At 39.7% G+C, this 26,561-nt stretch carries 31 protein-coding genes and 4 pseudogenes; 20 read left to right on the forward strand and 15 right to left on the reverse strand.

The annotated features are described in order from the left end of the window. Positions 1-422: 422 nt before the first annotated feature. The gene (locus MUG87_RS18110; protein ID WP_247084042.1) at positions 423-830 is read left to right on the forward strand and encodes a hypothetical protein; all 408 of its coding nucleotides are present in this window, start codon (positions 423-425) and stop codon (positions 828-830) included. Then, positions 811-2,241: an IS4 family transposase gene (locus MUG87_RS18115; protein ID WP_247084043.1), complete on the forward strand. Its 1,431-nt coding sequence runs from the start codon at positions 811-813 to the stop codon at positions 2,239-2,241. Before MUG87_RS18110 ends, MUG87_RS18115 begins: the two co-directional genes overlap by 20 nt. A 224-nt stretch (positions 2,242-2,465) precedes the next feature. Here the strand turns inward: MUG87_RS18115 and MUG87_RS18120 are convergent, their stop codons facing one another. Next, entirely contained in the window at positions 2,466-2,849 is a 384-nt protein-coding gene (locus tag MUG87_RS18120) for a hypothetical protein (protein WP_124566116.1), read from the reverse strand. 147 nt (positions 2,850-2,996) lie between these two features. Here MUG87_RS18120 and MUG87_RS18125 point away from each other — a divergent pair, with 147 nt between their 5' ends. After that, a complete protein-coding gene (locus MUG87_RS18125; protein WP_247084044.1) occupies positions 2,997-3,296 on the forward strand; it encodes a hypothetical protein in 300 nt (99 codons plus the stop codon). 69 nt (positions 3,297-3,365) lie between these two features. Here the strand turns inward: MUG87_RS18125 and MUG87_RS18130 are convergent. Next, positions 3,366-4,649 (reverse strand): annotated as a pseudogene (locus tag MUG87_RS18130) (IS66 family transposase); the annotation flags it as partial. A gap of 219 nt (positions 4,650-4,868) precedes the next feature. Here MUG87_RS18130 and MUG87_RS18135 point away from each other — a divergent pair. The 5 genes and pseudogenes from MUG87_RS18135 (at position 4,869) to MUG87_RS18155 (ending at position 8,193) form a co-directional block, all read left to right on the forward strand. Beyond that, positions 4,869-5,192, forward strand: coding sequence for an IS66 family insertion sequence element accessory protein TnpA (locus MUG87_RS18135; RefSeq protein ID WP_124562792.1), 324 nt, complete (start codon positions 4,869-4,871; stop codon positions 5,190-5,192). Next, positions 5,186-5,542, forward strand: a complete 357-nt coding sequence (gene tnpB, locus MUG87_RS18140; protein WP_247084046.1) for an IS66 family insertion sequence element accessory protein TnpB — start codon at positions 5,186-5,188, stop codon at positions 5,540-5,542. The genes MUG87_RS18135 and tnpB (MUG87_RS18140) overlap by 7 nt, the downstream gene beginning before the upstream one ends. Before the next feature lie 53 nt (positions 5,543-5,595). After that, positions 5,596-6,886 (forward strand): annotated as a pseudogene (locus MUG87_RS18145) (transposase). A gap of 60 nt (positions 6,887-6,946) precedes the next feature. Next, a pseudogene (locus tag MUG87_RS18150) lies at positions 6,947-7,741 on the forward strand (IS3 family transposase); the annotation flags it as partial. A gap of 254 nt (positions 7,742-7,995) precedes the next feature. Then, positions 7,996-8,193: a hypothetical protein gene (locus tag MUG87_RS18155; RefSeq protein WP_247084047.1), complete on the forward strand. Its 198-nt coding sequence runs from the start codon at positions 7,996-7,998 to the stop codon at positions 8,191-8,193. 35 nt (positions 8,194-8,228) lie between these two features. Here MUG87_RS18155 and MUG87_RS18160 read toward each other — a convergent pair whose 3' ends face one another. After that, a complete protein-coding gene (locus tag MUG87_RS18160) occupies positions 8,229-8,498 on the reverse strand; it encodes a hypothetical protein (RefSeq protein WP_247084048.1) in 270 nt (89 codons plus the stop codon). Between the two features lie 81 nt (positions 8,499-8,579). After that, complete coding sequence (locus MUG87_RS18165; protein WP_247084050.1) at positions 8,580-8,732, reverse strand: YvrJ family protein; 153 nt, start codon at positions 8,730-8,732, stop codon at positions 8,580-8,582. A gap of 209 nt (positions 8,733-8,941) precedes the next feature. Here MUG87_RS18165 and MUG87_RS18170 point away from each other — a divergent pair, with 209 nt between their 5' ends. Beyond that, the gene (locus MUG87_RS18170; protein WP_247084053.1) at positions 8,942-9,649 is read left to right on the forward strand and encodes an IS6 family transposase; all 708 of its coding nucleotides are present in this window, start codon (positions 8,942-8,944) and stop codon (positions 9,647-9,649) included. Between the two features lie 53 nt (positions 9,650-9,702). On the opposite strand, the gene MUG87_RS18175 is transcribed toward MUG87_RS18170, so the two are convergent. From MUG87_RS18175 to MUG87_RS18185, 3 genes are all read right to left on the reverse strand, one after another. Next, positions 9,703-11,006, reverse strand: a protein-coding gene (locus MUG87_RS18175) for an IS3 family transposase (RefSeq protein ID WP_247084055.1) whose coding sequence is annotated in 2 segments (ribosomal slippage) — positions 9,703-10,634 and positions 10,634-11,006 — 1,305 coding nt in all. Because the reading frame shifts where the segments join, the coding sequence is not laid out codon by codon here. 378 nt (positions 11,007-11,384) lie between these two features. Then, positions 11,385-12,143, reverse strand: a complete 759-nt coding sequence (gene istB, locus MUG87_RS18180) for an IS21-like element helper ATPase IstB (protein ID WP_247084057.1) — start codon at positions 12,141-12,143, stop codon at positions 11,385-11,387. Beyond that, positions 12,140-12,436, reverse strand: a complete 297-nt coding sequence (locus tag MUG87_RS18185) for a Mu transposase domain-containing protein (protein WP_247084059.1) — start codon at positions 12,434-12,436, stop codon at positions 12,140-12,142. The genes istB and MUG87_RS18185 overlap by 4 nt, the downstream gene beginning before the upstream one ends. Positions 12,437-12,665: 229 nt before the next feature. Between MUG87_RS18185 and MUG87_RS18190 the strand changes: the two genes are divergently transcribed. The 3 genes from MUG87_RS18190 (at position 12,666) to MUG87_RS18200 (ending at position 14,132) form a co-directional block, all read left to right on the forward strand. Beyond that, a complete protein-coding gene (locus MUG87_RS18190; protein WP_247084061.1) occupies positions 12,666-12,821 on the forward strand; it encodes a hypothetical protein in 156 nt (51 codons plus the stop codon). A 38-nt stretch (positions 12,822-12,859) separates the two neighbouring features. Then, positions 12,860-13,054: an IS66 family insertion sequence element accessory protein TnpB gene (gene tnpB, locus MUG87_RS18195; RefSeq protein ID WP_247084062.1), complete on the forward strand. Its 195-nt coding sequence runs from the start codon at positions 12,860-12,862 to the stop codon at positions 13,052-13,054. 64 nt (positions 13,055-13,118) lie between these two features. Then, entirely contained in the window at positions 13,119-14,132 is a 1,014-nt protein-coding gene (locus MUG87_RS18200; protein ID WP_247084063.1) for an IS1595 family transposase, read from the forward strand. A 29-nt stretch (positions 14,133-14,161) separates the two neighbouring features. Here MUG87_RS18200 and MUG87_RS18205 read toward each other — a convergent pair whose 3' ends face one another. The 5 genes and pseudogenes from MUG87_RS18205 to MUG87_RS18225 form a co-directional block, all read right to left on the reverse strand. Beyond that, positions 14,162-14,773 (reverse strand): Type 1 glutamine amidotransferase-like domain-containing protein, encoded by a 612-nt coding sequence (locus MUG87_RS18205; RefSeq protein ID WP_245999893.1) that lies wholly within the window; start codon positions 14,771-14,773, stop codon positions 14,162-14,164. 605 nt (positions 14,774-15,378) lie between these two features. Beyond that, positions 15,379-16,452, reverse strand: coding sequence for a hypothetical protein (locus MUG87_RS18210; RefSeq protein WP_124565965.1), 1,074 nt, complete (start codon positions 16,450-16,452; stop codon positions 15,379-15,381). Positions 16,453-16,558: 106 nt separating this feature from the next. After that, positions 16,559-16,987, reverse strand: coding sequence for a hypothetical protein (locus MUG87_RS18215; protein ID WP_247084064.1), 429 nt, complete (start codon positions 16,985-16,987; stop codon positions 16,559-16,561). Positions 16,988-17,361: 374 nt separating this feature from the next. Next, positions 17,362-17,530: pseudogene (locus tag MUG87_RS18220) on the reverse strand (IS4 family transposase); the annotation flags it as partial. A gap of 245 nt (positions 17,531-17,775) precedes the next feature. Further along, a complete protein-coding gene (locus tag MUG87_RS18225; RefSeq protein ID WP_247084065.1) occupies positions 17,776-19,206 on the reverse strand; it encodes an IS4 family transposase in 1,431 nt (476 codons plus the stop codon). A 206-nt stretch (positions 19,207-19,412) separates the two neighbouring features. Between MUG87_RS18225 and MUG87_RS18230 the strand changes: the two genes are divergently transcribed. The 6 genes from MUG87_RS18230 to MUG87_RS18260 all read left to right on the forward strand — a co-directional run bounded on the left by MUG87_RS18230 (position 19,413) and on the right by MUG87_RS18260 (position 23,037). After that, on the forward strand, positions 19,413-19,562 hold the full coding sequence (locus tag MUG87_RS18230; protein WP_247084066.1) for a hypothetical protein: 150 nt from the start codon (positions 19,413-19,415) through the stop codon (positions 19,560-19,562). A 248-nt stretch (positions 19,563-19,810) separates the two neighbouring features. Then, complete coding sequence (gene tnpB, locus MUG87_RS18240) at positions 19,811-20,164, forward strand: IS66 family insertion sequence element accessory protein TnpB (protein WP_247084067.1); 354 nt, start codon at positions 19,811-19,813, stop codon at positions 20,162-20,164. An 88-nt stretch (positions 20,165-20,252) separates the two neighbouring features. Beyond that, a complete protein-coding gene (locus MUG87_RS18245) occupies positions 20,253-20,732 on the forward strand; it encodes a transposase (protein ID WP_247084068.1) in 480 nt (159 codons plus the stop codon). Positions 20,733-20,916: 184 nt separating this feature from the next. Next, entirely contained in the window at positions 20,917-21,753 is an 837-nt protein-coding gene (locus MUG87_RS18250) for an IS66 family transposase (protein WP_281503657.1), read from the forward strand. Then, on the forward strand, positions 21,726-22,091 hold the full coding sequence (locus MUG87_RS19620; RefSeq protein ID WP_281503706.1) for an IS66 family transposase: 366 nt from the start codon (positions 21,726-21,728) through the stop codon (positions 22,089-22,091). Before MUG87_RS18250 ends, MUG87_RS19620 begins: the two co-directional genes overlap by 28 nt. A 286-nt stretch (positions 22,092-22,377) precedes the next feature. Continuing rightward, on the forward strand, positions 22,378-23,037 hold the full coding sequence (locus tag MUG87_RS18260) for a C39 family peptidase (RefSeq protein ID WP_247084070.1): 660 nt from the start codon (positions 22,378-22,380) through the stop codon (positions 23,035-23,037). Between the two features lie 322 nt (positions 23,038-23,359). On the opposite strand, the gene MUG87_RS18265 is transcribed toward MUG87_RS18260, so the two are convergent. Beyond that, positions 23,360-23,764 carry an IS630 family transposase gene (locus MUG87_RS18265; RefSeq protein ID WP_247084072.1) on the reverse strand — a complete coding sequence of 135 codons (405 nt, stop codon included), beginning with the start codon at positions 23,762-23,764 and terminating at the stop codon, positions 23,360-23,362. Then, a complete protein-coding gene (locus tag MUG87_RS18270) occupies positions 23,743-24,276 on the reverse strand; it encodes a helix-turn-helix domain-containing protein (RefSeq protein WP_247084074.1) in 534 nt (177 codons plus the stop codon). The genes MUG87_RS18265 and MUG87_RS18270 overlap by 22 nt, the downstream gene beginning before the upstream one ends. Before the next feature lie 95 nt (positions 24,277-24,371). Here MUG87_RS18270 and MUG87_RS18275 point away from each other — a divergent pair, with 95 nt between their 5' ends. Next, positions 24,372-24,740 carry a sporulation protein gene (locus MUG87_RS18275; protein WP_281503707.1) on the forward strand — a complete coding sequence of 123 codons (369 nt, stop codon included), beginning with the start codon at positions 24,372-24,374 and terminating at the stop codon, positions 24,738-24,740. Positions 24,741-24,836: 96 nt separating this feature from the next. Continuing rightward, positions 24,837-25,580: a hypothetical protein gene (locus MUG87_RS18280; protein WP_247084078.1), complete on the forward strand. Its 744-nt coding sequence runs from the start codon at positions 24,837-24,839 to the stop codon at positions 25,578-25,580. A gap of 210 nt (positions 25,581-25,790) precedes the next feature. On the opposite strand, the gene MUG87_RS18285 is transcribed toward MUG87_RS18280, so the two are convergent. Continuing rightward, on the reverse strand, positions 25,791-26,549 hold the full coding sequence (locus MUG87_RS18285) for an SDR family oxidoreductase (RefSeq protein WP_247084080.1): 759 nt from the start codon (positions 26,547-26,549) through the stop codon (positions 25,791-25,793). Between the last annotated feature and the right edge of the window lie 12 nt (positions 26,550-26,561).

Here is a 26,561-nt window from a genome sequence, read left to right on the forward strand (position 1 = left end):
TCAACCACACCCCGCGATGTGTTAAATAGCAACAATAGTTACGAAAACAGCCTTCTTTTTAGAAGTATTATTATCGCATTATCTATATATCGTTACATTCTCCGGCAGTGTTTGTGTATCTAATTTAGAAACAAAATACGCATGTTGTGAAATGATACAAGTATGCGAATGTTGAGGAGGTCATATTCATCAACGTACTTAGGCAAGGATACCCCTTCCTCAAGGAACGTGAAGGTGCGATAGCGCCAGTGAGTAGGTGGGGGAGGAATTGCGATCAGATACGGTATGGTACATAAAATCGTAAGATTTTGTACCATATCAAGTATCTGAAACTTCCGCCTTACCTCCTCCTTTTTCTGTCTAAATCATTTGCTTTCACTAAAAATATAATACAATTATGTTAGTGAAAGGTGGTGAAAATAATGACTACGATTACTGCAAAAATACAGATTTACACTTCTGACAATCAATTTGAAAGTCTAAAGGTAACAACCAATGCTTATCGTAAGGCTTGTAATTGGTTGTCAAAACATATATTTAAAACAAAGAATCTGAATCAAGCCAACATAAATAGTTTGTATTACGCTGATTTACGAAATCAGTTTGCGTTAAAAAGTCAAATGGCTCAATCTGTTATGAAAACTGTTATTGCTCGATATAAGTCCGCGAAATCTAATGGACACGATTGGTCTTTAATTGACTTTAAAGGGGTACCGTCACATGCCCATCAAGCTAACGAAACAAGTTTCCCCCAAAATGAAAAAAACGTTATTCTTTCAGGAAAATACTCAAAAAGGATGACGTTTTTTTATGGACCTCTCGCTTTCTGAAGAATTACATCTATTCTCACAAGAATTACAACGCTTTCTATCTCCAGTAGTCCTACAAGACATCGCCAAACAAGTTGGCTTTGTGCAGCGATCTAGTAAGTATCAAGCAAACGAACTCATGGCCCTTTGTGTATGGCTCAGTCAGGAAATCGCTAGTACATCGCTTACACAATTGTGCAGTCGGTTAGAAGCTTCCACTGGGGTACTAATGAGTCCAGAAGGATTGAATCAACGCTTTAATCCTGCAGCTGTCGCATTTCTTCGAGAAGTCTTTACTTCTCTTCTCACACAAAAACTCTGTTCCAATCAATCGCTTTCTGCACACATGATATCTACTTTCAATCGTATTCGTATTTTAGATGCGACGGTGTTTCAGTTACCAGATACCTTCGCCACTGACTATCAAGGATCAGGCGGAAGTAGTAATACTGCGGGGGTGAAGATTCAACTTGAATATGATGTACTCAGTGGTCAATTTTTGAACGTGCAACTTGGACCAGGAAAGAACAATGATAAAACATACGGTACCATTTGTCTTGAAACCGTTGAAAAAGGAGACCTATGTTTGCGTGATCTCGGTTACTTTGATTTAAGTGATCTACAAGGCATTCACGATAAAAGGGCTTACTATATCTCACGGTTGAAACTAAATACGCGCATTTATATCAAAAATCCCGAACCAGAATACTTCAAAAATGGCACACCGAAGAAGCATACGAAATATATACAGCTTGATATGGACCAAATGATGTCTGATCTACTACCGGGTGAAACAATGGAAATCCCTGAGGCGTACATTGGGCAAAATCAAAAGCTTCCAACGCGTGTCATCATTCATCGTTTAACCCATGATCAAACGCAAACACGTTTAAAAAATCAAGCCATACGTGAGAAGAAAAAAGGTATTGTCATGAAAGAGAAAAGCAAGCGCTTGATGGGCATGAATGTATATATCACAAACACATCGCCAGAAGAAGTGTCGACAAACTACGTGCATCCCTTGTATTCCATGCGTTGGCAAATAGAAATTTTGTTTAAAACATGGAAGTCGTTCTTTGAAATTGATGCGTGTAAGAACATCAAAAAAGAGCGTCTGGAATGCCATTTATATGGTCAACTCATTGGCATTCTCATCTGTTCTTCTACGATGTTTCAAATGCGACAGCTTCTACTCAAAAAGAAGAAGCAAGAGCTGAGTGAATACAAAGCAATTTATATGATTAAAGATTACTTTCCGTTCCTATTTCAAGCGATAGCAGTTAGTACAGAAGAACTTTTGAACATTCTGCATCGCCTGTATCAGCTACTGAAAAAGAACGGTCGCAAATGTCACCGGTATAAGAAAATGACTGTCTTTGATATTCTAGGAGTTGTGTATGAAAGGACGGTGAAGCATAGACAAGCTTCCTAGCAAAAAAATCATATTTTAGTAGGCTTCTTTGTCATGCCTACTTTTCCGTTACTCGCTAGTTTTGAAACAAGGATCATTTCGTATATAGTCATTTACGTTGTTAGCTTGATGGGCATGGGGTACCGTCAGGAAAATGCGGATTTACAACGTTAAGTATATCAAAAGTAAATAGCCAATCTCATTGTAAAAAGAGATTGGCTTATACCTACATTCTAGTCCTAAAACTATTCGAAATATTTTTTTATTTTTTCTACCGGAACTTCTTTATCTGTTTCATAATATTGATCATTTATCTTTATCATTTTATTAAAAAAAAGAATTTGGTCAGATCCAATGTTAGCAAGATACTGGTATCCTTTAATTTCTTCATCTGAGACTTTTAATAAATTTATTTTTTCAAATAATAATAGAAACTCTTTCACCTTTTCTTCTTCGACTATTTCAACAGTCTTTCCAGTTTTACCATCCCTAAGTTCAATAATATTCTTTTCTCCTTTAGTAATAAAATTATTAAAACTATCCCACTTTGTTTCATTTGTAGTGAATTCACAAGCTGTAATAACCGATAATACGATAGCTATTAGTAAAAATGAAAATACTTTCAACACTAATCCCTCCTCCTAGTCCATATTAATTATATGCTATAAAACCGAAAGTTAAAAATAATCAAAATATTATTTTGAAGAAAAAGGAAATTATTCAATTCATATCTAAATATATAAATGCAGAAAAATAATTTATAAGGAGTGTCGTGTGTGAAACGTTTATTTGTATTTTTAGGTACGTTGCTTTTATTGTTCAGCATTATAATGTCAAATGGTATTATTTCAAGCGCATCTAGTAAAGTTGATAATGTCACTTTAAAAAATGCCGAACATTTTGCAATGGACTACTTAATAACTGTTTCTCAAAATTCTTTTGACGGGTGGAAAAATGCAAGTTTAGAAAAAGGTAAAAAACTATATGACTTTGATGGAAATCTAACCTCTTATTTATTTCAAGTAAAAAATCAAGGTAAAGATCAAGGCTATATTATTAGTAACTACTCAGCCTAGTCCTAGCTAGTTTGCTAGAAACGAGTCAGAAAATGTTCACGGGGGTGCCCCCGTGAACTTCCCTCTACCTCATGTGGCAAACAAATCTACTGGTTTCCCTTCTATGATATGCCCAAGGGAAAATAACACGGATCGCTTCTGCTTCTTTATGGTGGAAATGAAACTACGAATGCGACAAAATACCTTGCCATCCTGTTCATTTCGGAAGGTGCCAGAAATGTTCTCCTTCACCTTTGCCATACGTATATCGCGCTCTGCTTGATTATTATCAAACGGAACGGAGGCATTCCGAAGAAACATCAGCACACTGTCTTGATACACAGAAAGACGATGCAAGAGATTGCGCGCCGCACTTTGTTTCGGTTTCCCTTTTTTCTTTGTAGTGGGAGGTGCAGGATTTTGTGCGAATCCTCGCTGGAGAATCCTTTTATATACCCGTTCCCAGTGTGCCATTCGGTCGGGCGGTAGGGATTCAGATGTTGTCTCTCGTTCTTCCTTCATCCAAAGAAGAACATCCATCATGTCCTGTGCCCATAACTGCTTGGTGTTCTCCCATATGCCTCGCAGCTCTCTGAGATGATGGGCATTACACAGCGCATGTGCACAGGTATCATATCGAAAGTACGAAGGCCAGCCATCATGAATGGACACACCGCGATATTGTGGCAGCACCTTCATGGCATCCATTGCTTCCTTGCCTCGTTTCGGATGGATCATGTAGAGACTCGCTTTGGCATTACTTGCCACATGAAGCCACTGGCGCTTTCCTTCTACACGCATCCCCGTTTCATCCATATGAAGAATAGGGGATGATAGAAGGTGACGGTAGATATCTTGTTCTACCGTCTCCAAGGCTTTGCCCATTTGTCTATTGATGGTGACAAGTGTGCCTTCACTTACCGTATGACCAAAAAGATCCGCTATCAATTCTGCCGTCCGCTCATAGGGAATGAGCTGATATTGTGTCAAGTACGCTCCGAGCGCTCGAAGGCGCGGACCGTATTGTACAGGGCGTTTTACATGAGCGGGAAACTCAGCTTCCTGTAGGCTTCGGCAGCACGGACATGATTTGACTTCAGCTTCGTGTTGTGTCACTTCTATCGATAACGGCGGAATATCAAATACTTGCCGGATGATATGACGCTTCGGTGGCACATCTTTGAAAGATGTGCCGCAACCCGCACATGTGGTAACAGGGTGAACACAACGATGATCCGGGTGATCGGTCATACGAAGCGTATGACCCGTGTGTCCCGGCTGTCCACCAGACTGCCGCCCTGTTTTCATGCGGGATGATTTTGGAATAGGAGCCCAGTCAGAAGAAGGCGGCAAATGGCTGTTAGTACTGTTTTTTTTTACCCTGTGCTTCTAGCGTTTGAATACGTGCTTCTAATGTCTGAACCTTTTCTTCTAATTCATGATTCCGTTGAAGCAATGATTGAACCTGCGCTTCTAACTCTTGATTGCGTTGAAAGAGTGTCTGAATCGTAAGCGTAAAACTGTACCCACATAGTTATAGAGTCGGAATCGTGCGATAATCTCCTCAGCATAACAAAATGAGGAGGTTTTTTCATGTCGATCGCAGAACGGAAAGAGCTGTGGAGTCAAAGGATTCAAGACTTTCGGAACAGCGGCCAGACACAGGCAGCTTGGTGCGAAGCAAATGAAGTGTCTTTGAACCAATTAAAATACTGGTTAAAGCAAATTCCCATTTCAGAGAAGCAAGCCAACACATCCGGTTTACAATGGGTCAAAGTGTCCTCTGTGGGGACAATTCTACAGGAAGAACAAGAAATCCTGCGGATTACAGTCGGAGCTGCTTCGGTAGAGGTGAAGCCAGGCTTCACTCCGTCCTTCCTAGCCGATGTTGTACGGACACTGCATTCACTATGCTGAGTCAACAAACAGTCCGTCATGTCTATCTCGCGTGCGGGAGCGCGGATTTACGGAAATCCATTGACGGCTTAGCGGCCTTAGTGCAGGAAGGATTCCAACTGGACCCTTTCTCGGCTTGTCTGTTCGTCTTTTGTAACCGTAAGCGTGACAAGCTGAAGATTTTACAATGGGAACATAACGGATTTTGGCTGTACTATCGAAGGCTGGAAGAAGGTACATTTCCATGGCCGGAACAAAAAACAGGAACTCCGATGCAAATTTCCACACGCCAGTTGCGTTGGCTGTTAGACGGGCTGCCGCTGAATCAACGAGAAGCCCATCGGGAAGTCACTGCTCGTACAGTTGTATAAAAATATGCAGAAAAAGAAAGGAATTCAGCTCATTCTGTCGAATTCCTTTCTTTATGACACATACAACTCACACCCCAGACCCTACAATTGAAGAATTAGAGAAGCGATGCGAATCTTTAGAAACGCAGAACCTTGAACTGGAAAAGCAAAAGGCAGAGCTGGAAGCCAAATTGAGATGGTTTCAGGAACAGTTCCGCTTACATCAGCAGCGACAGTTTGGCGCTTCAAGCGAAAAAACAGATCGTGACCAGTTGGAGCTCAACCTGTTTAATGAGGCGGAAACAGAGGCAAATCCCTCTCTTCCAGAACCGACACTTGAAACAATTACATATGAGCGCAAAAAAGCACGCGGTCACCGTGAGGTGCTGCTTGAGAACCTGCCTATGGAGACGATAGAATATCATTTGTCTCCAGAGGAACAGGTTTGTTCGTGTTGCGGCGGTTCTCTGCATGAAATGAGCACCGAAGTACGCCAAGAGCTGAAAATCATTCCGGCTCAAGCAAAAGTGGTGAAGCACGTCCGCCACGTCTATGCCTGCCGGCATTGCGAACGCCATGAAACAGAAACGCCCATTGTGACGGCACTAATGCCAACTCCTGTCTATCGGGGCAGCTTGGCATCGCCATCCGCTTTGGCTTATATCTTGCATCAGAAATATGTAGAAGGGCTGCCACTATACCGGCAGGAACAGGAACTTGCACGTCTTGGCATTCCTTTATCCTGTCAGACACTGGCAAACTGGGTTATCTATGGTGCTCAAACTTGGTTGAGTATCCTATATGATCGAATGCACGTTCACTTAAAGAAGGAAAGTGTTCTGCATGGAGACGAAACTACCCTGCAGGTACTGGCAGAGCCAGGCCGCTCGGCAACTTCCACCTCGTACATGTGGCTGTATCGGACAGCAGAAAAGCCAGCCTATCCTGGATGCTTTTTCAGCATGGCTTCGTGAACAAATGCCAAGGGTCCTGCCAAAAAGCACATTGGGTCAAGCCATTCGATACTGTCGGAACCAGTGGGGGAAGTTGGTGGCATTTATGAAGGATGGTCGGTTAGAGCTGGACAATAACCGGGCAGAACGATCCATTAAACCGTTCGTGATCGGCCGAAAGAACTGGATGTTTGCCCAGTCGGTCCGAGGCGCTCGGGCGAGCGCCATTGCATATAGTCTCGTGGAAACGGCAAAGGAAAATGGATTGAGTCCGCGTCTTTACCTGACGTATGTATTGGAGAAGCTCCCGAATCTGGATACGAATGATACCGATCAGCTCGACAATTTACTGCCTTGGTCGCCAAGCATTCCCGAGGAATGCAGGGTTCCGAAAAAGCTAAATAAAGCATAAAATACTCCGCGCCAGTTTCATAGGTGGGGAGTATTTGGCGCTTACGCGAATTTACCACCGACTCAAATCGTACCGAAACTAGCGGACCAAAAGATTTATATTGCCTCTGAATCTAGCTTCTATCGTGTACTTCGGGAGAATCAGATGCAGCACCACCGCGGGAGAAGTAAGCGCGCGGAGAGGAAATTACCTGAAAGTCATTTGGCTACTGCACCGAATCAGGTCTGGACATGGGATATTACGTGGCTCAAAGGGCCGGTGAAAGGCATATTTTACCGTCTTTATTTGATTATTGATATTTTTAGTAGAAAGATAGTCGGTTGGGAGATTTGGGAGACAGAAGAGGCAAGATATGCGGAAGAATTGATGAAGAGAGCTGTAATTAGCGAGAACATACAAGGGAAACCGCTCGTGCTGCACGCTGATAATGGAAGCCCGATGAAAGCCGCAACTTTTCAAGTGTTACTCGAAAAGTTAGGGATACAAAGCTCCTATTCAAGACCACGTGTAAGTAATGATAATCCATATTCGGAAGCGATATTCCGTACATTAAAATATCGGCCGGAGTATCCGTATAAAGGCTTTCAGACACTGATTGCGGCAAGAGAATGGGGCATGAAATTCGTAAACTGGTATAACTGCGTACATGTACACAGTGGAATCAATTTTGTGACACCGGAACAATGCCATAACGGTGCGCATATTGAGATACTTGAAAAGCGGAAAGAAGTATATGAACAAGCGAGACAAAAACATCCAGAGAGATGGTCAAGATCAACAAGGGACTGGAGTCCGCATCAATCAGTAGCTTTAAATCCAATGAAAGAAAAGAAAGAAGAAACGCAAATCACATAGTTGTTGGCACGTAACCTCAAGCATCCATTCTTCCTTACATACAAAATAGAAGTATGTAAGGACAGGGAAATGCCTTTCACTACAAAGTAAGGGATATGCGACAACTATCTTGACAAACACCGAAACTCAAAAAGGCGCTGAGGAAACTTCAAAGCAAATTAAAGAAGAAGCTTGGTATGATGGCTGTCTAGTATTCTATAACTCTGGAAACGGTAAGTATTACTATTACCGCCACTGTGGTAAAGGATGCGGAGATGGTGGAAGCACTGGTGGAGGAACACCAATCAACACTCTTGATTACTGCTGCCGTACTCATGACCGATGCTATGCAAACTTTGGCTTCGACGACTGTGGTTGTGATGATCAACTTTATACTTGCGCAAATAATGCAAGTGATCCAGGTTGGTGGATGGTTGCTGAGTGGGCCTACGTTAAGTCTTGCAAATAATTAAAAAGGAGGCAGATGTCTAATCTGCCTTCTTTCTACTTAACCCATAACATTTGAAATGAAATATTGGAATCCTAACACACCTAAGACTCCAATACTACTAGATAAAACAATAGAAGATAATATAACCCCATTTTTAGAGACATTACGGAATCTTTTCAAAATAATTCCTGCTGCAAAAATGCCAATAATCGATACCGCTAACCATAAAAAATAATTTTGTACTTGTAGCTTTTGAATGTAGTTAAACGCAAAGAAGACTTGTGATAAGAATATAATTACTAATAAATAAAGGCTTGCTCCCTTCATTATTCCCCACACTCTCTTTTTTAATATAGAAAATCTTTATAAATATTGTACCAAAAAAAGGACACCTTATGTGTCCTTTTTTTACTTTCTTACAGCATCTTTTAAACTATTAATTGCCTCGGTTAAAAATTCGATTTTCTTTTCAAATCTAACTAAGAGATAGATAGTCAGTACAATTGGAAAACCGAAGTTACCTAAAGCAACAATCCAAGTTTCAATACTCATTGGATCCATACTTTATTCCTCCTTCTTGAGTTGGATAAGACCATTTCCTTGCATGTTAATAGATACTTTGTTTAGTTCCTTTGCATAAAATGAAAGATATTTATATACCTCGTATGGAGCATTTCTGGTTCTGGTGCGAAAATTTCAAGACAATTGCAAGTAATCTCTAAATCTTGGACATACTGATACTATTACTCTAAAAAAGGTGTGTGATCGGTATGAAAAAGGAAAATTTGTTCAAATGGAAGCACTATCAGCCTGATATGATTTTATTAACGGTAAGATGGTACCTACGGTACAACCTAAGTTTTCGTGATTTGGTGGAAATGATGGAGGAACGAGGTTTGTCTATCGCTCACACCACCATTATGCGTTGGGTGCATCAATATGGACCTGAATTAGACGAAAGAGTACGACGTCATCTTAAGACAACAAATGATTCCTGGAGAGTCGATGAAACGTATGTGAAAGTAAAAGGTCAATGGATGTATGTATATCGTGCAGTCGATTCAGAAGGGAATACCATTGATTTTTATCTAAGTGAATCAAGAGATAAAGAAGCAGCCAAGCGCTTTTTCAAGAAAGCCTTGGCTACTTCTCATGTTTGTAAACCTCGCGTCATAACAGTGGATAAAAACCCAGCTTATCCTGTAGCAATTCAAGAGTTAAAAGAAGAAAAGCAGATGCCTGAAGGCATCCAAATGAGACAAGTGAAATATCTCAACAATATCGTGGAGCAGGATCATCGCTTTATTAAAAAACGAATTCGCCTAATGCTCGGATTAAAGTCCTTACGGACTGCCAAACAAATGATTGCAGGGATAGAGGCTATGCACATGATTAAAAAAGGACAGACTCTCCAAAGGGGGAAGTCTGTCCAAAATCAAAAAGAATTCATCCATCAACTGTTTGGACTAGTTACTTAAGACCAACAGTCATTAGTAAAATGTACCCTTTGTAAAGGACATTTGAAAAAAGCCTAGGCAGCTGTAAGAAGATGATCTCTGTATTGAACAGGGGTCATCTTTTTTAAATTCCATTGGTATCTATAGTGGTTGTAATACGTCATGTAATTCTTGATCTCACGTTTTAGCTCATCTAGCGTTGTACAAGGTTTAATAGATGCTTCATCCTTAAAATGGCCAAAGAAGGATTCTTGTGGGGCATTGTCCCAACAATTTCCGCGTCTAGACATAGATTGACGTAATCCCAGTTTTTTCACTAACTTTTGAAAGTAAGGATGGGTATAATGAGTTCCTTGATCAGAATGGAGTAACGCATCTTTTGCCTTCTTAAAGTTTCGGTTTTGTTTTAACTTGAGAAGTGTATCTGTAGCTAAGTTCATTGTGATACGATCTGATACATGATAGGCAAGGATTTCGTTGGTTGAACCATCTTGAATTGTTGATAAGTAGGCTTTCTGACCCTTCCCGTAAAATAAATATGTGATATCTTGCTTAAATTGACGTTTTAAGAGGTTTGACACAACTCGATGTTCTTTTGTGGCCTTCATCATTCGCCTGTATGGATTTGCCCGTCTATTTAGACAGATAATACCGTATTTATTCATAATTCGGCGAATGCGTTTCAGATTGTAGACAACCTGAAATTGACCGGCCAAAGTCATCTTAATTTGACGTGCGCCCTTCTTACGCCCTTTAAAGTGAAAGGCTTTTAAGATGTGTTCTTTCAGCACATGGTCGTTCTCATCTTTTTGTTGTCTACATTTCTGTGATTTCGCAGAGAAATAGTTATAATATCCACTTCTTGAAACGCCCGCTACTTCACATAGGTACTTCACCAAATGTTTCAGTTGATACGTCTTCATGACAGATCGAATCAACATATATTTCTGACTAGGCGGTAGTACTACTTTTTTAGCCCCCTTTCCGCAAAACGAATCTTTTTTAGCAGCTCATTTTCTGCCTTCAGTAAATGAAGTTGAGCTTCCAAACGTGCATTCTTCTCTTCCAACGTTAATTCATTTTCCCTAGGACGCCCTGAATTGTCTACTCGTGTGTCGCGTAACCCACTAACTCCATTCTCATGGTAGGCTTTTCGCCATCTTTTACTCGCCGAATGAATTCTATGTATTCCTAAAATTTCTGTATCAAATCCACTCTCTTCAAAGATTTGTCTTGGAAACTTACCTTTCTCTGTTTCCGCAATATATCCCCTTTTAAATTCCTCTGTATATGTGACACCTTTTGAACTTACAGATTTTACGTATGGATTAGCTGAAAGTAATGTAATCTCTTTCTCCGTAAATACCTTTTTACTCATATTATTTCACCATTCCTGCGTTTTTCTTAATTATACAAAAAAATACCCAATAGATAGACTTTTTTAAGTGTCTATACTATTGGGTACATTTTATAGAGATCTTTCGCTTTTTTATATTTTCTTCAAGTATTTGCACCAGAACCAAAATAGGTTCTATTTTTTATAGAGAGTGTTATATATAATGGGGTAAAATGGAAATGAGGGGTGTGTTATCGGAGATGAAAAATAAACAAGCAGTAATATGGTTAGTAGTCGCTGTTGTGTTATTAGTTGTTTGGTTTTTTACAAGGTGATTTTTGATCGTCATTCAAGTCCTGTTTATATATATAAATGTCAACTAGATTATGTACAAAAACGCTCACTTAATGATGTATAAAATTACTCAGGTTCTTTCGGAAAATGATCTTTTAGACGATATGACTTTCCTACAATTGTCACTACCGTTGCGTGATGTAAAATACGATCAAGAATGGCATTTGCTAACTTAGGCTCTTGAAACACTTCATCCCAGGATTTGAAATTGACGTTAGTTGTAAAAATTGTGCTGCGCTTTTCGTAACGCTTATCAATCAGCTGAAAAAACAATTTGGCATCCTCCGGATCAATAGGCAAATATCCGATTTCGTCGATAATTAAGAGCTTATACTTTGTATAATGCTTTAAGCGACTTTCCAAACGGTTTTCTAGGTACGCTTTCTTTAAATTTTGAATGAGGTCATGACATTTTATAAAATACGTACTTGTTCTTTTTTTCGCAGCTGCGATACCAATTCCTGTCGCTAAATGAGTTTTTCCCACACCACTTGGACCAAGGAAAACGATGTTTTCGTTCCCCTCAATGAACCGAAGGCTTAAAAAATCTTGAATCTGTTGCTGGTTAATGGACGGTTGGAACGTAAAATCAAAATCTTTGATTTCTTTTAAGTGAGGAAATGCACCTACCTTTACCATCGCATGAATCATATTTTGTTCGCGGACATCAATTTCATAGTTCGTTAACTTAATAAGCGTGTCTACAAAAGAAAGTTGATTGTGTAAACTGAAGTCTACGACTTCATCTAAATGTATTGTCATTTGCTTCAGTTTCAAATATGCAAGGTTACGAACTAATTGTTGATAATTTGTTTGCGGTATCATGTTTCATACGCCTCCCCGATTGTCTTTAAATTATTCTTCGCTAATGTATCAATATCGGGATAGTTCGGCGCTGAGATCTCTAAGCTTTCTTTGTAATCTGTTTCTCGATAATTTAATTTCTTTAGAGATAAAGGGTGTTTGGCGATACACTCCATGTTATAATAAACCCAAATATGCTCATCGAGTATTTGTATCTCTACCTTTTTGCCAATGTACTTAGTGGGGACTGAATACAGGTTGGCTTTGTAGGATATCATACTTGATGCATTGACAAGCACCGTATGGTGCTTCATTCGATAAGAGTTCCGAATTCTTTCAGGTGGTAGGGGAGATACGGAACTCTTTTCTTTTTCTAGGGCAAATAGCGGTATTTTCCCTGTCCCTTGATGAAATGATTGGTTTATACGATTTGCTAGCCTTTCAATAAACAAATACAATGTAAGCCCGTATTCAAACGACGCCTATAAAAATATCTGCACCTCCTGTACTATAAACGTATCAATATAAGGAGGTGCTTTTTCTATGCCGCAACAAAAATTAAAGATCGTCCCCGTTATATTACATGGCGAAAACGAAACAACTTCTGTAACCCATTCATCAGCAGGGCCTTCCTCTTATCCTGCTTGCACAATTAAAACAGGTCATATTGAAATCTCCTTTTTCAACGGCACAGATTAACGCATCATCCAAACGGTTATGAAGGAGTTGAAGCTTCTGTGAAGTACGATTACACAGCGGTAAAAAACATATACATTATTTGCGGCAAGACAGACATGAGAAAAGGAATTGATGGACTGGCAACACTGATTCAAGATTCTTTCGAACTTGATCCCTACGGCGATTCAATTTTTCTGTTTTCTGGCTGGAGTAAAGATCGCTACAAATGTTTGTATTTCGCTGTTTTCGTATAGATTGTTGCTATTTGACCATGTTATAAATAGGTTGATATAATGCCATATATGGAGGTGTTCAGAGATGTGGAGACACGTTTATCGTGATTTTGGCGACCTATCAAAATCAGAGCAATTAGCGTTATTTGAAGCAATGAAACAAGACTTATTCCCTGAAGAACGAGAAGATATTGCCAAGATGCTAAAAGATATTCGTGAAACTCGTTTTTCCAGTGGTTTGGCTTGCCTCCATTGTGGAAGCGTATCGGTCAAGAAGAATGGCAAATATCGTGCGAGACAACGATATTTGTGCAAGGACTGTGGGAAGACATTTAACGATATGACCAATACTCCATTGGCAGGTTCTCGATACCCTCATAAATGGCTTAAATACTTTGATATGATGGTAGAAGGCTGTACACTACCTAAAATCTTCGAGGCTTTAGAAATCCATATTTCTACGGCTTTTTATTGGCGACATAAAATTTTGAATGCTCTCCGTTCATTGGGCAATCAAACTCTAAAAGGGATTGTTGAAAGCGATGAAACCTTTTTCTTGGAAAGTGACAAAGGGAAGAAGTCTATTACTGACAGAAAACCTCGTAAGCGTGGCGGTGTCGCAACAAAACGAGGCATTTCGAAGGAACAGGTTTGTGTTCTTGTAGCACAAGACCGAAATGGACAAGTCATCTCTCAAATGGCAGGGAAAGGTAGGATTAAATCAACAGATATAGATAGGGTATTAGGTGCATTTATCGACACCTCTGCTTTGTTATGTTCAGATACAGCTACGAACTATAAAAAGTTTGCCAAAGATAAGGGATTACAGCACGAAATGGTGAACGTGCGGAAAGGGATTTATGTGAAAAAATCTATCTTCCATATTCAACACGTCAATGCTTATCACAAACGGCTAAAACAATTTATGCACCGTTTTCAAGGAGTGGCAACCAAATATCTTGATAACTATTTGTTTTGGTTCAGATACCTTGAACATACCAAAAAGGTGGCTCACAAAGAACGAGTGAAGCAACTTTTATTTAGTGCTGTCCATAAATCAAACTATATGACAGTTGAGATGTTTAGAAGAAGTGCATAATAAAAGACCTCTAAATCGAGGTCAATAAATTACTTTTCTACTGTGATATATTCATCATCCTTTAATCTCGTAACTTCGCATCCTTCAAGTATTTCAAATTCTTTTAGTCTATCTTCAATTGTCTTGTTTGTACTATCCTTGAACAAATCTTCTCGGTCATAGTGAGGAAAAACAATTTTGTCCGTTAAGTCTAATGCAGAAAAATCCTTAGTATTTAATGTATCCATTTGCGGTGTGAAGAAATGAACGACTTTAATGTTTGGACCAAGTAGAACAGCACCAGCACTTACACCTACAATAACAACATTTTTGTTAACTAAATCTCGAAAGATACTATCTGCCCCACTTTGTTTAGTGTGAAATAATAAATTGAATGGATTTCCACCATTGATGTATATGACATCTTTATGTGCAAGACTTTTTAGGTTATCAAACTCTATATCAATGAAATCAATGTTTTGAAACCCCATATCTTTAAAGTCCTCTTTCGCCTTCTGAGCAAACCTATTATTATCCTTCTGCGGCGATGCAGTTGTGATAATAGCAACGTCCAGTTCATTAGGTTCGCCGTTAATGAGTTTTAAAAATTGCTCTTTAATAGCATCATTGTAAAAACCGTTAGAGGTTAGTAACAATTTCAATATAATCAACCCCATTCTATTCTCTATTTCACATTAGATATATCCTTATTTTAACAGATAAATAGGAAGTCAGGGATTTTTATCTAAAAACAACAATCTTTACGAAAACAGCGTTTTTTTATTTATTTTCTCGACATTAAAGGCTTTAATCTCTGATGGAACTAGTACAATTAATAAAGCAACAAATATTGCTAACCTTATCAACAACCTATTCATAATATGCTCCTTAACTTGTTTTTTGCCTAGTATGCTGAAAGCATTCTCCTTTTATTCTTCAAACTAGTTTTGAACAACGAAAAATTCCTCCTACATGTGAGAGGTCCTCCTCAAGTTAAAAAAGAGAAATACCCTCCAAAACGAGCAAGATGCTCAGTTTACTCGTTTTGGGGCAACTTATTTGGTTAGCTTGATGGGCATGCGTCAGGACCCCATGCCCATCAACCTAAAAAATAAAAAGTGCTGGATTTTGATGGACGATTTTTATCTTCACATTGTTTGAATAACGTTGTATTCAAAAAGCGCATGACAAATAAGCCCTCATTACCCTATAAAAAAACACATGAGCATAGATTCTTGTGCTCATGTGTTTTTCTTAATATCCTATATCAGCAATACTCATAGTGCCACCAATGAACGTAGGCTGCCCAAGCTGCTGTAGGAGCCTTATACGTATGTAATTCTGGATTTGGCTCCGGTACCTGAATCAATACAGAAACATAGCCATCATTTCTTCCCCCATCAGATAGGACACCTTGATACCTAAATTGGCCACCAGTACAGTTATAAGCGGATACTTTCTTTGTATAATCTCTTCCATCATTCCATGGTGCACCACCACCAGCGTACCAAACTGTTCTATGATAACCCCTATCAACAAGCCAATCTTGAGCATAACCTACTGAAACACGGTAAAGGAGATTATCACGAGGAGGACAAGCATGTGGGTTATCTCTTCCGCCTCCACAACCCGCGTACGCATATTTTGCAACACTTAATTGGGATTTCAACTCTGCAGAAACCTCTACAGACTGAATTGTCTGATTTTGTCTTTCAAATGCTTCAGTTGCAAACTGGATAGTTTTATTATCTATACCTGCTGCTCGTGCACTCTGTTGATCAAAAATAGCAATTTCGTTGCTATCAAACTTTACAAATTTCATTACCTTATCCAGTTGCTTATTTATGTAGTCTAAAGGTGCATTATCTAGTGTGTATTCCTCTTCTGAGACGCTTGGTGCGGACAGTAAATTAGTGTTCTTCCGCGTGTCGCCAGCCTTCTTCATAAAATAATGTTCAAATTCCTTCATAAACTTCTTATTTTGTTGCTTAGCTGATTCCGAACTGTTATCTGCAAAAAGCTTATTTTGACCCTCATAATACTTCTGAGCTACTAGTATTGCCTCAGATGGCACTTTAGCCTTCTTTGCCGCTTTCATGTTCACAGTTACGAGCATCTCATTCTCATCTAGCTTTACATATTGCTCCATTTGTGTTAGAAAGCTGTCAATCTCAGAACCTGAAAAATTTTGCGGGCTAACTTTTGCAGAACTAGCAGCTTTTGCAGACACTTCTGTTAGTGCAGGGTTTGCTACAACTGCAGTGCCTAACGATAGAGCGACTGCGGTTATAAGAGCAAATTTTCTGAACATACTCTTTCCCTTTAAACTCACTTTAACCATTCGTGTTACTCCCCCTTGTGCTTTGTACATGTTGTACACTCAGGATAGAATTATAACACGATAAAGAGGAAATTAATAGAATATATTTAAAAAAATGGAAATTATACTATTCTACACCATTTTCTTTCAAGAAATTCCTCATTTTCTCCGAAGCTCTGTAACACTTACTTTTGTAACATAGAATATGCTGAGTAGAGTTGTAGTTTACAATTGCTTCTGTCTGCTCCTTGCTATATTTCTGCATCTCTGTTGATGTTTTAAAAAGTAGTTTATAATCCGCATTGTATTCATCTTTATAACTTGCCTTTTGGGAATTACTAAGTTCAGCTATCATCTCTTGAGGATTAATCACAGACACAGTATCATAATTACCGTTTTCTAAACGCTTTTTAATGATTAGCTGATCTAACACCCCAAATTCAGTCTTAAATAAACTATTAAACTTTACCTCAGTTTCTGACCTTAAGGGGGATGGATCTTGACAAGCACTCAGAATGAGCAGTGTACAAGAAACAAATAAAAATCTAATTACCATATCTCACACTCTCCTTTTGTATAGTAGTTAAAACACGAGAGGGCTAAGCAATAATTAACCCTCTTTTGTAGATTATACATTATTAACCATAACAACACAGCTTAGAGTTAGTGGAGTTCTGTCAACTAAATCTCATTTCTCACAATCTATTATACAATTGAGAAGCTCAATTCCCTTGGTGCTATACGGAAAATATTGGTCCTATATTTAATTAAGTTTGTGTGAGTACAATGGAATGGATAGTAAGGGAGATGCTACATGAAACCCATAATTTTCGCTATACCGGTTTTCCTCGGTATTTGCCTAGCCGCTACCGTATATCATCACTTGCCATTTACATATTAGGGGTAGTGTCACATGCCCATCAACCTAAAAGTGGAAACATTCTGGCTCAACCATACACAAAGCGCTACCAGTTCTCGTGCTTGGTATTTACTTTTTCGTTTCGTAAAGCCTGCTTGCCTGGCCAATTTCTCCAGGATATCTGGAGGTAAACATCGTTGTAATTCCTGTGAAAAGGTACAGCTCATCTGAAATCTTCATCAAAAAACGCCACCCTCTCCTATGAATCTACAGAAAAGAATAGCGTATTTTTTCGTTTTGGGGGTAACAAATAATTTTGGGTTGATGGGTATGGGTATCCGAGCACATGCCCATCAAGCTAACGGTGGTAATGGAAGGGTTTAAGTTAGATACCGCTAAAATGCAGCTCCGTCCCCATTGTCCACCGGCAAGTTTTATAAAAATGTGCATGTCAAATAAGCCCACAGGGTTGGGCTTTTAAAAAATTATGCAGCTTCCTTCATCCTCTTGTTCCGTTCATATACAACTCCTAAAATATCAAAGACGGTCTTCTTCTCATACCTGTGAGACTTTCGTCCGTTCTTCTCCAAGAGCCTGTACAGCCGGAGAAGTGTGCTTGTTATATGCTCAACATCCTGCTGAATGGTCTTGTACAGAAGCGGCAAGTAATCCTGTATCATATAAACGGCCTTATATTCACTAAGTTCCTTCTTTCGCTTCCGCAGAAGTAGTTCTCGCATCCGAAACATGGTGGAGGAACATATCAGAATGCGGATGAGTTGCCCATAAATATGGCACTCCAAACGCTCCAGCTTTACTTTCTTGCACACATGAATGGCAAACAGGGACTTCCATGTTTTAAATAGAATCCCAATCTGCCAGCGGAGAGAGTAAAAATCATGGATTTGATTTGTTGAGACATATTCTGCAGGGATATTGGTGCAGTAGAGATTAATAGCACTGAGCCGTTTACTCTTCTCTTTGTAGGTTATCCCCTTTTTCTTCTCCTTCTTTGTCATATCCTTTTCGCGGCTACGCATTTGCAGTTCCGTCAAGCGATACAGAATCACTCGTGCCGGGAGTTTCTCATACATGCCTATATACACTTTTGGCAATTCAATTGTCTCCCCAGGCTGGAGCGTTTCTAAGAATTGTTCTACATCAATTTGAATGTATTCAGTGTGCTTTTTTACAGTCCCATTACGAAACTTCTCAGGTGCGGGATTCTTATAATAAATTCGAGTATTAAGCTTCAGTCTTGAGAGAAAATAGGCTTCTTTTTCAGCAATAGTGCGAAAATCCTCCAATGAAAAATACCCAAGATCTCCAATCCGAACATCGTTCTTTTCTAAGGAATCTATACATTGTGAACCGTACACTTGGTCATTTTCTTTTCCTTCTCCTACATGAAGATGAAGTACATCTCCGCTTAATAAATCACATTCAAACTGAATTTTCACGCCAGCCTTATGAGCACTTCCACCTGCACCTGCATACTTATCTGCAAATAGATCAGGTAATTGAAATACAGTAGAATCTAGTACACGAATACGACGAAAATGTTCCGCATGAATACCAGAAACAGCCGGTTGGGTCGCAATCTTCCCTTGAAGCAATTCAGTGAGAATACTGTGCAAAAGTTGGACAGCAGCAGGGTTAAATCGTTCATTCAGTCCTTGTGGGCTAATGAGTACATCTGTGACAGCCTCTAATGTGCTGCATAGTTGATTGAGAGAGGCAGATGCAACTTCTTGACTGAGCCAGACGCACAGTGACACAAGGTCTTGCCCACTATATTTACTTGTCCGTCGGACAAATCCTACATCTTTTGCGAGTCTATGAAGGGTTTCAGGAGATAAATGACATTGTAATTCCTGAGCGAAGAGACACAATTCTTCTGAGAGTGAAATATCCATTAAAAATGCCATCCTTTTCAATGATTTCACGAAAAGAATATCATATTTCTCGTATAGGGGATACGTGATTAGATTGACTTGATGAGCATGTGGCGGGACCCATTAAAAAGAAAGAAAAAAATTGTTAGTGAATGAATGTAATGGCTACTTTTTGTTGAATATTGCATCTATCAACAAATCGACTAGCTAAAAAGGGGGATTACAAGATGCAGAAAAAGCTCTTATCAGGAATTTTCGCTTTTGGGTTATTCTTATTATTACCATCTTCAGCTTCTGCTGCAGGCTCATGTTTACCAGATAATTTGGGCTTATCAGAATTTAATGGATGTAAGCCCGTATTCAAACAACGCCTATAAAAAGAGCTACACCTCCGGCACTATAAATGTATCAATTTAAGGAGGTGTTTTTCTATGCCGCAACAAGAACTAACGATCGTCCCCGTTACATTACATAGGGAAAACGAAAAAACTTCTGTAACCCATTCATCACCAGGGCCTTCCTCTTAGCCTGCTTGCACGATTAAAACAGGACATACTGAAATCTCCTTTTTCAACGGCACAGATGAACGCATCATCCAAACGGTTATGAAGGAGTTGAAGCTTCTGTGAAGTACGATTACACAGCGGTAAAAAACATATACATTATTTGCGGCAAGACAGATATGAGAAAAGGAATTGATGGACTGGCAACACTGATTCAAGATTCTTTCGAACTTGATCCCTACGGCGATTCAATTTTTCTGTTTTCTGGCTGGAGTAAAGATCGCTACAAATGTTTGTATTTTGACGGTGACGGCTTCGCGATGCTTTATAAACGCTTGGATAGCGGGAAACTTCAATGGCCTAAGAACGAGAAAGAAGTTCGCAATTTGTCTCAACAGGAGCTGCGCTGGCTTCTTGAAGGGTTATCCATCCAACAGCCAAAGGCCATTCCACAATCACCGAAAGGTGTATTTTAAATCCGTTTCATCTTTATTTCTTCTTTCTTCTATTAAATGAACTAAGTATAATAGAAGGAACGAAACTGAACGGAAGGTGGTGCACTTTATGGTTCATGCTTCTTCGAATAACAACCATTCCTATGAGAAGTTAATTCGACTTCTTGAAGAACAGTTAGCTCATTCGAATCGACAAAACAAAGAGCTAGCAAAACAGATTGAAGTATTAACTGAGCAAGTACGTCAGTTAACGAAGCTTTTATATGGGTCAAAGACAGAAAAAGCAAAATATAACGCACCGGATGGACAAGGGTCTTTATTTGATGATGACCCGTCTTTTAACCAACCTGAGCACACAGAAGAACAAAGCCAACAGACAATTTCTTATACTGTTGTTGTACGAAGCATTTCAAAAAAGAAACGAAACGATTCATTACGTGATGACATAGAGGTGGAAGAGATTCATCACTATCCAGAACATACACAATGTAACTGTTGCCAATGTTTATTGCAGAATAAAAGTGCAGAATGTTGCAGAATTCCTATTCATTGGTATGCACCAGGGCTTTACGTGGAGTGGCAGGCATGATAGACTTGTGTCGGTTCTGCTAATCCCTTTAATGTCTGGATTCTTGGCAGGAGGATCATGCCTGTAGAGGCTCCATGTCAAGCCCACCCTCAGCGACCACAAATGAATATTTAATCAACAAAATGAATTTAATATACTGCACAACTCTGCACTTTTTCATTGCACAAAACATTGCCAAGGGCAAATGATTGAAATCGGGAGCACGTTAGTTCGTGAAGAAGCGACGTTTATCCCTGCGAAAATGTTGAAAGTGCAGCATATTGAACATGCCTATGAATGTAAGGCATGTAAAAACAATCCGCTACAACCAGCACAGATCACACGTGGGAAAGCACCGCAACCGCCCATTCAACGCAGTATCGCAAGTCCTAGCGTACTTGCCAAAGTGATGTATGATAAATTTGTGCAATACTTACCTCTTTACCGTCAGGTAAAGGAATGGGAGCGATCTGGTCTACATACAAACGACAAAAATCTTTCCAATTGGGTCATTCGTGCATCACATGACTGGTTACTGCCTGTTTACGAACGGATGAAATCTTTTATGATGGCTAAGTCTGTTTTACATATTGATGAAACGTACGCACAAATCATCAACCGTTCTGATGGGAAATCTGGACAAGCGAATGCTTACAATTGGGTGTATCGCAGTGTACCCAGCCAGGGGCCAACAATCGTCTTGTTTCAAAGCTCATTATCACGCGCCTGCTCTGTGCTGGAGAGCTTTATTGAGGCGTATTCCGGGACAGTTGTTTGTGATGGATATTCAGCTTACGATAAGATCCAAGGCATTACCTTTGCGAATTGTTGGGCACATGTTCGTCAATATTGGTTGAAAGCGGATAGTAAGAATGGCCGAATTGGTGTCAAATACTGTGATGAGTTATATCGGTTAGAGCGGCAATTCAAACATCTATCTCCAAGCAAGCGCAGAAAGAAACGGCTGAAATACGCAAAACCAATCGTGGAAAAGTTTCTACAGTGGGTTGAAACATCACCGTTTTTTGGGAAAATGCACTAGCTAAAGCAGCCGAATACACACTTAATCGCGCGAATGGACTACGGGTATTCTTGAACGATGGGCGCATTGAAATAGATAATAATCCAGCTGAAAATGCCATTCGTCCAAATGTCATTGGTCGAAAAAACTGGCTGTTTTCCGTAAGTGAAGCTGGTGCCAAGGCCAATGCAATCTGTCTGAGTATCGCAGAAACCGCGAAAGCAAATGGATTAGATTTTTATCAGTATCTCGTAAAGTTACTGACGGATCTGCCAAATCTAGATGTCCATCGTAATCCAGCAATATTAAATCAATACATGCCTTGGTCCAAAAACATCCAAACAACATGCGGAAAATAAAATAGCCGTATATCTCATAAAAAAATGAATGATATATGGCTATTTGTGATGCGTACCGTGAAGGTGCGCTTATTTTTATAATTCGGGCTTACAAACAGCGTATTTATTTCAAGTAAAAAATCAAGGTAAAGATCAAGGCTATATTATTATTAGTGCTATTCCTGAGATTCCTGGTGTTTTAGAGTCTACTAGGGAAGGTTCTAATCCCTATGTTGATGTAAAAGAAAGTGACAGCATTTATGTTGGACCCGTACTGCACTTTAGCAAAGTAGATAACGAGTATGCTATGAGTTTAAGTAATAAAAAAGTTGAAAAAAAATCAAAACTAAAATCAAATGCACCATTAAGCTATGAAAATATTGAAAAATATGCAGATGCTACCTCAACTGTAGAACCCGAGCAAATTGGTACACAAGCAGTCACTAACTACAAATATAAGCTTATTTCTGGTGTACCGGATTATACATGGGATATCGGTTGTGCGCCAACTTCAGGAGCAAATATCGTAAAATATTGGGATAGCCGAGGATATCCCAACCTTGTTGGTACATCTCAAACTACTCACAGTTTGATTGACCAATTAGCTACAAGTATGAACACAAATCGTAGTACCGGGGGAACCTCTGTTTCTAACATGAGAACTGGAATGATAAATTTTTGGGGAGCAAGGGGATACGGAGTAACAGTAACTACTTATTCGGGTTCTTTTAGTACTCATATGAACGAAATTAATACAGGTAGACCTGATTGGGTTACAACTGCCAATCATCCAGTTTGGGGTGATCATGCAATGACTGGCGTTGGCTATGAAGAATATTACAATACTAGCGATTTTACTTGGTATCGCCAAGTAATCTTACATGATACATGGAGCAGCACTCCTGTAGATTACTGGATTAAATGGACTTCTTATTTTGACTATGTAATAAAGGTACAACCAAATTAAATTGACATTGATTATAGTTATCTTCAAAAAGACATTGGTAAAATTAAGTAATTGTAATTTATATGTTTGAATAGTTTCTTAAATGCAATTCAATAATTCTTGAAATAAATGGATACCTTTCATAGGTGTCCATTTTATTTTTGAGGTGTCTAAATATTATATATAAGTGATTTAATTTTTCGACATACGGCGCTCAGTGAATGCCGAGACGCTGCAGCACAGCTGCCGGCGTAGCTGAGACTTCAGTCAGAAAGCTCGTGACTGCTTCTTCAATCGACGATTTTGTTGGATGAAACTTGTTGGTAATGACTTGCTCCTTGAGCTACTTCCACAGTCGCTCAATTGGGGGTGAATAGGGCGGCAGACGGAAGGGCATGAGTTCTTCTTTATGTTCTTCCAAGAAGGTTTGAACGAGCTGACTGCGGTGAATCGGTGCGCCGTCTATCACCAAAATAATGAATTTTCCTTTATACTCTTCTAGAAGCAGCTGTAAAAAGGCAAGAAACTGTTCTTTTTTCCCTTCTGAAGCAATGGATGTTACAATTTTCCCCGTCCCTACCTGAACAGTTCCGAATACCGTCACATATGCATGATGTCCATACGTCGGGACTTGTTTTTGTATGCCGGACTGTGACCACGTTGCATGCAGGCTTTGATAGGCGCGGATGTGTGTTTCATCTTGGTACAAAAGGACTGTATTTTCGTCTAAGGCGTTTTTTTTATCCAATCCAACTGGCGTCGAAACGCTTTTTGTTTCTTTGAATCTGCTTTCTTTAGCACATAAGTTGGGCGTGTATAGGAAAGCGAAAGGCGCCAAAGCATACGCAATACACCTGTTCTCGTCAGCTCCACGTTATACACGCGTTGGATGTGCTCACGAATGAGTGGAACACTCCATGACACAGCGGTTCCGAGGCCGCAGTCTTCCGGAGATTGATGTAAAACCGTCTCTTTTAGTTCTGTCAACTGTTCTTTTGTCAGCGAACATGGGCGTCCCTTGCTAAACTTTCGATCTAATAAGCGTTCCAGTCCGCCTTCGTTGAAACGGCGAATATATTCCGAGACGGATTGACGGTGTAGATTGCAGATTTCAGCTACTTCCTTGCCGAGTTTTCCTTCCATTACTAAACGAACCGCTGTGATACGGTTTCGCAGATTTGCGTTGCTTTCTTGTTTCTCGTATGAACGTAATTCAGAAGGCGTTAACCCATGAAAATTTGTAATGTTTAACCGCTTCATTTTACCAGCTCCTGTCCCTGCCTTTTCTAGTAAACAGTGTAGACAGGAAGGGAAGGTTTTAGGCATCAGAGGCTGAAAAAATTATTCACTTATATATAGGACATGGTGCGGCAGAGGTGACCCTGCAGCTGCAAAAGGACACCTTTGCGCCAGGCGAGAGTATTCGCGGAGAACTTGTGGTGCGGGGCGGAGTGGTGGCGCAGCACATTGATGGTATCACCGCGGCGCTGATACAAGGGACGGAGGCGATGGAGTTTGGTAAAACGATAAAAACAGAAGTCATTCCGGTAGAGGGATTTGAGATTGCGCCAAAGGAAGCGCGTAGCTTTCCATTTGCGTATACGCTGCCGCCGCATGCTGAGGAGGATGTGACCTACTATTTGCTGGTGAACATGGAGATGGATGGTGTGGTGCACGATTATGAGCGGAAAAGAATTCATATCATAGGGGAGCCTGCGGTATAATCATAAGCTTGTATATAAAAAATCTAAAAAGCTAGTTATCGGTCCAGGCTGTCCAAAGTTTCCCACATATACTGATTAAAAAGGAGTTGGGAAACAATGAGCAGTCATAAATATGACTATCGAGAAGATCGATATCGGTCTAGGGAAGACAAATATAAGTCCAGAGATAGGTACACAGATAAATATCGGTATAAGGAAGACAAACGCTATAAAGAGAGAGAGCAGTCATACCCTAAGGATGCTGTAAGAGGAAGCACATCGCAGACACCTGCGTCAAAACATGAGGAATGCGTGGACCGTGCTTTTCGTCTGCCTGTCTTTCTCAGCACAACAAACACGTTAAATGCGAAGCAACAAAGCTTTTTAGACCGTCTGATTCTGGAAATGGAAAGAGCCCTGCTTTTCCCGCGTACAGGCCCCATCACAGAAAACTATCCGGAAAGTATTTTAACCAACGTCCGTCGACTTGTTTCATCGAGCTATGGCATGTTGGCACTGAACTTTCGCCGATATTACACAGAAGTACTCGATACGAATGTAGGACCGCCAGTATCTACTGATCCATTCTGGCAAGGGTCAAGCTTTGCGCAAATCGAACCAGCCATGGCGTTTCAACGCGGTATTCCGATTTTACTAGTAAGAGAAGCAGGCACTGACTTAACAAACGGGCTATGGCTAGGAGGCATTCCGCCGCTCAATACATTAATAGAGTGGGATTCTGACAATCAATCGGTTGATGAGTTTTTTAGTAGTATCCCATGGAGATCCGTGTTTGCGAACTGGAGTGCCGAAGTGCGAAACGCCTACTTTTTACAAACCAATCCTGATTTCAAATACTAACCCCGTAATACTAAAGGTAAACAAGGAAATAGTATTTATTTTCATGCACGAATCGAGATAAGAATCTTAGTGTGTTCAAAAAGGAATTTTAGGTTACAAAGGTAGACGCCGCACTCTTATGTACCTTCAATAACCTGTTAGGCTCTTGCAAGATGTAGGTAAGAGTGATAAACAAGCACGGCGCTACAATGGTCTTCAAAACTAATGCTGTTATAACTGATTCTTGAGGTATTCTTCAAACGTGGTTTCCCCTCTTGCTTCGGCAGAAGTCGTGTTTTTCCCTTCTACTAATGATTTGTATAGTTTACCAGGGAAAGAGAAATTCAAAATTTTCCTTGTTTCCTTATTTATATGAATCTTATGCGCTGCCATTTCTTTCAATGTCATGATGTGAGGGCCGCCAAATTCGACGGTTTTTCCTTCTGGTGTGTGATTGGCAATCTGAATGAGGTGTTTCGCAAAGTCATCCGTATCTACACTTTGAAATTTAAAATTACCTGGAATTATATATCTGTTACAGATGGTTTTAGATAACATAAGACTTTCAACAAAACTATGAAATTGCGTAGTTCGGACGATCGTATAAGGAATGCTGCTGTTTTTCAGTAATGTCTCTGCTTCACATTTGCATTTGTAATAGTAAAGCGGTATGTGTTCAATTCCGATAATAGATGGATAGATAAAATGTTTGATGTGGCCCAGCTTTTCTAATAATTTTTCAAAAGCCAATACATCTACCTTTTTTGTATGCTTCATCGGACTCGTAGCAGTATGAATTACAACATCTACATCTTTTATTACCTCGTCTAAACCGTCCTCTAACAAAAGATCGCTATAAATCCACTCGAAATCTCCTATATTGCTAGGTTTGCTTCTCGATGTCATTCGTACTTCATGTTCTGAATCCTTCAGTTGCCTGATTAAAGCAGAGCCAAGTTGTCCAGAAGCACCAGTAATGAGTAGTTTCAAAATGTCTCCCTC

The sequence above is a fragment of the Ectobacillus sp. JY-23 genome (genome assembly GCF_023022965.1).
Classification (GTDB): Bacteria; Bacillota; Bacilli; order Bacillales; family Bacillaceae_G; genus Ectobacillus.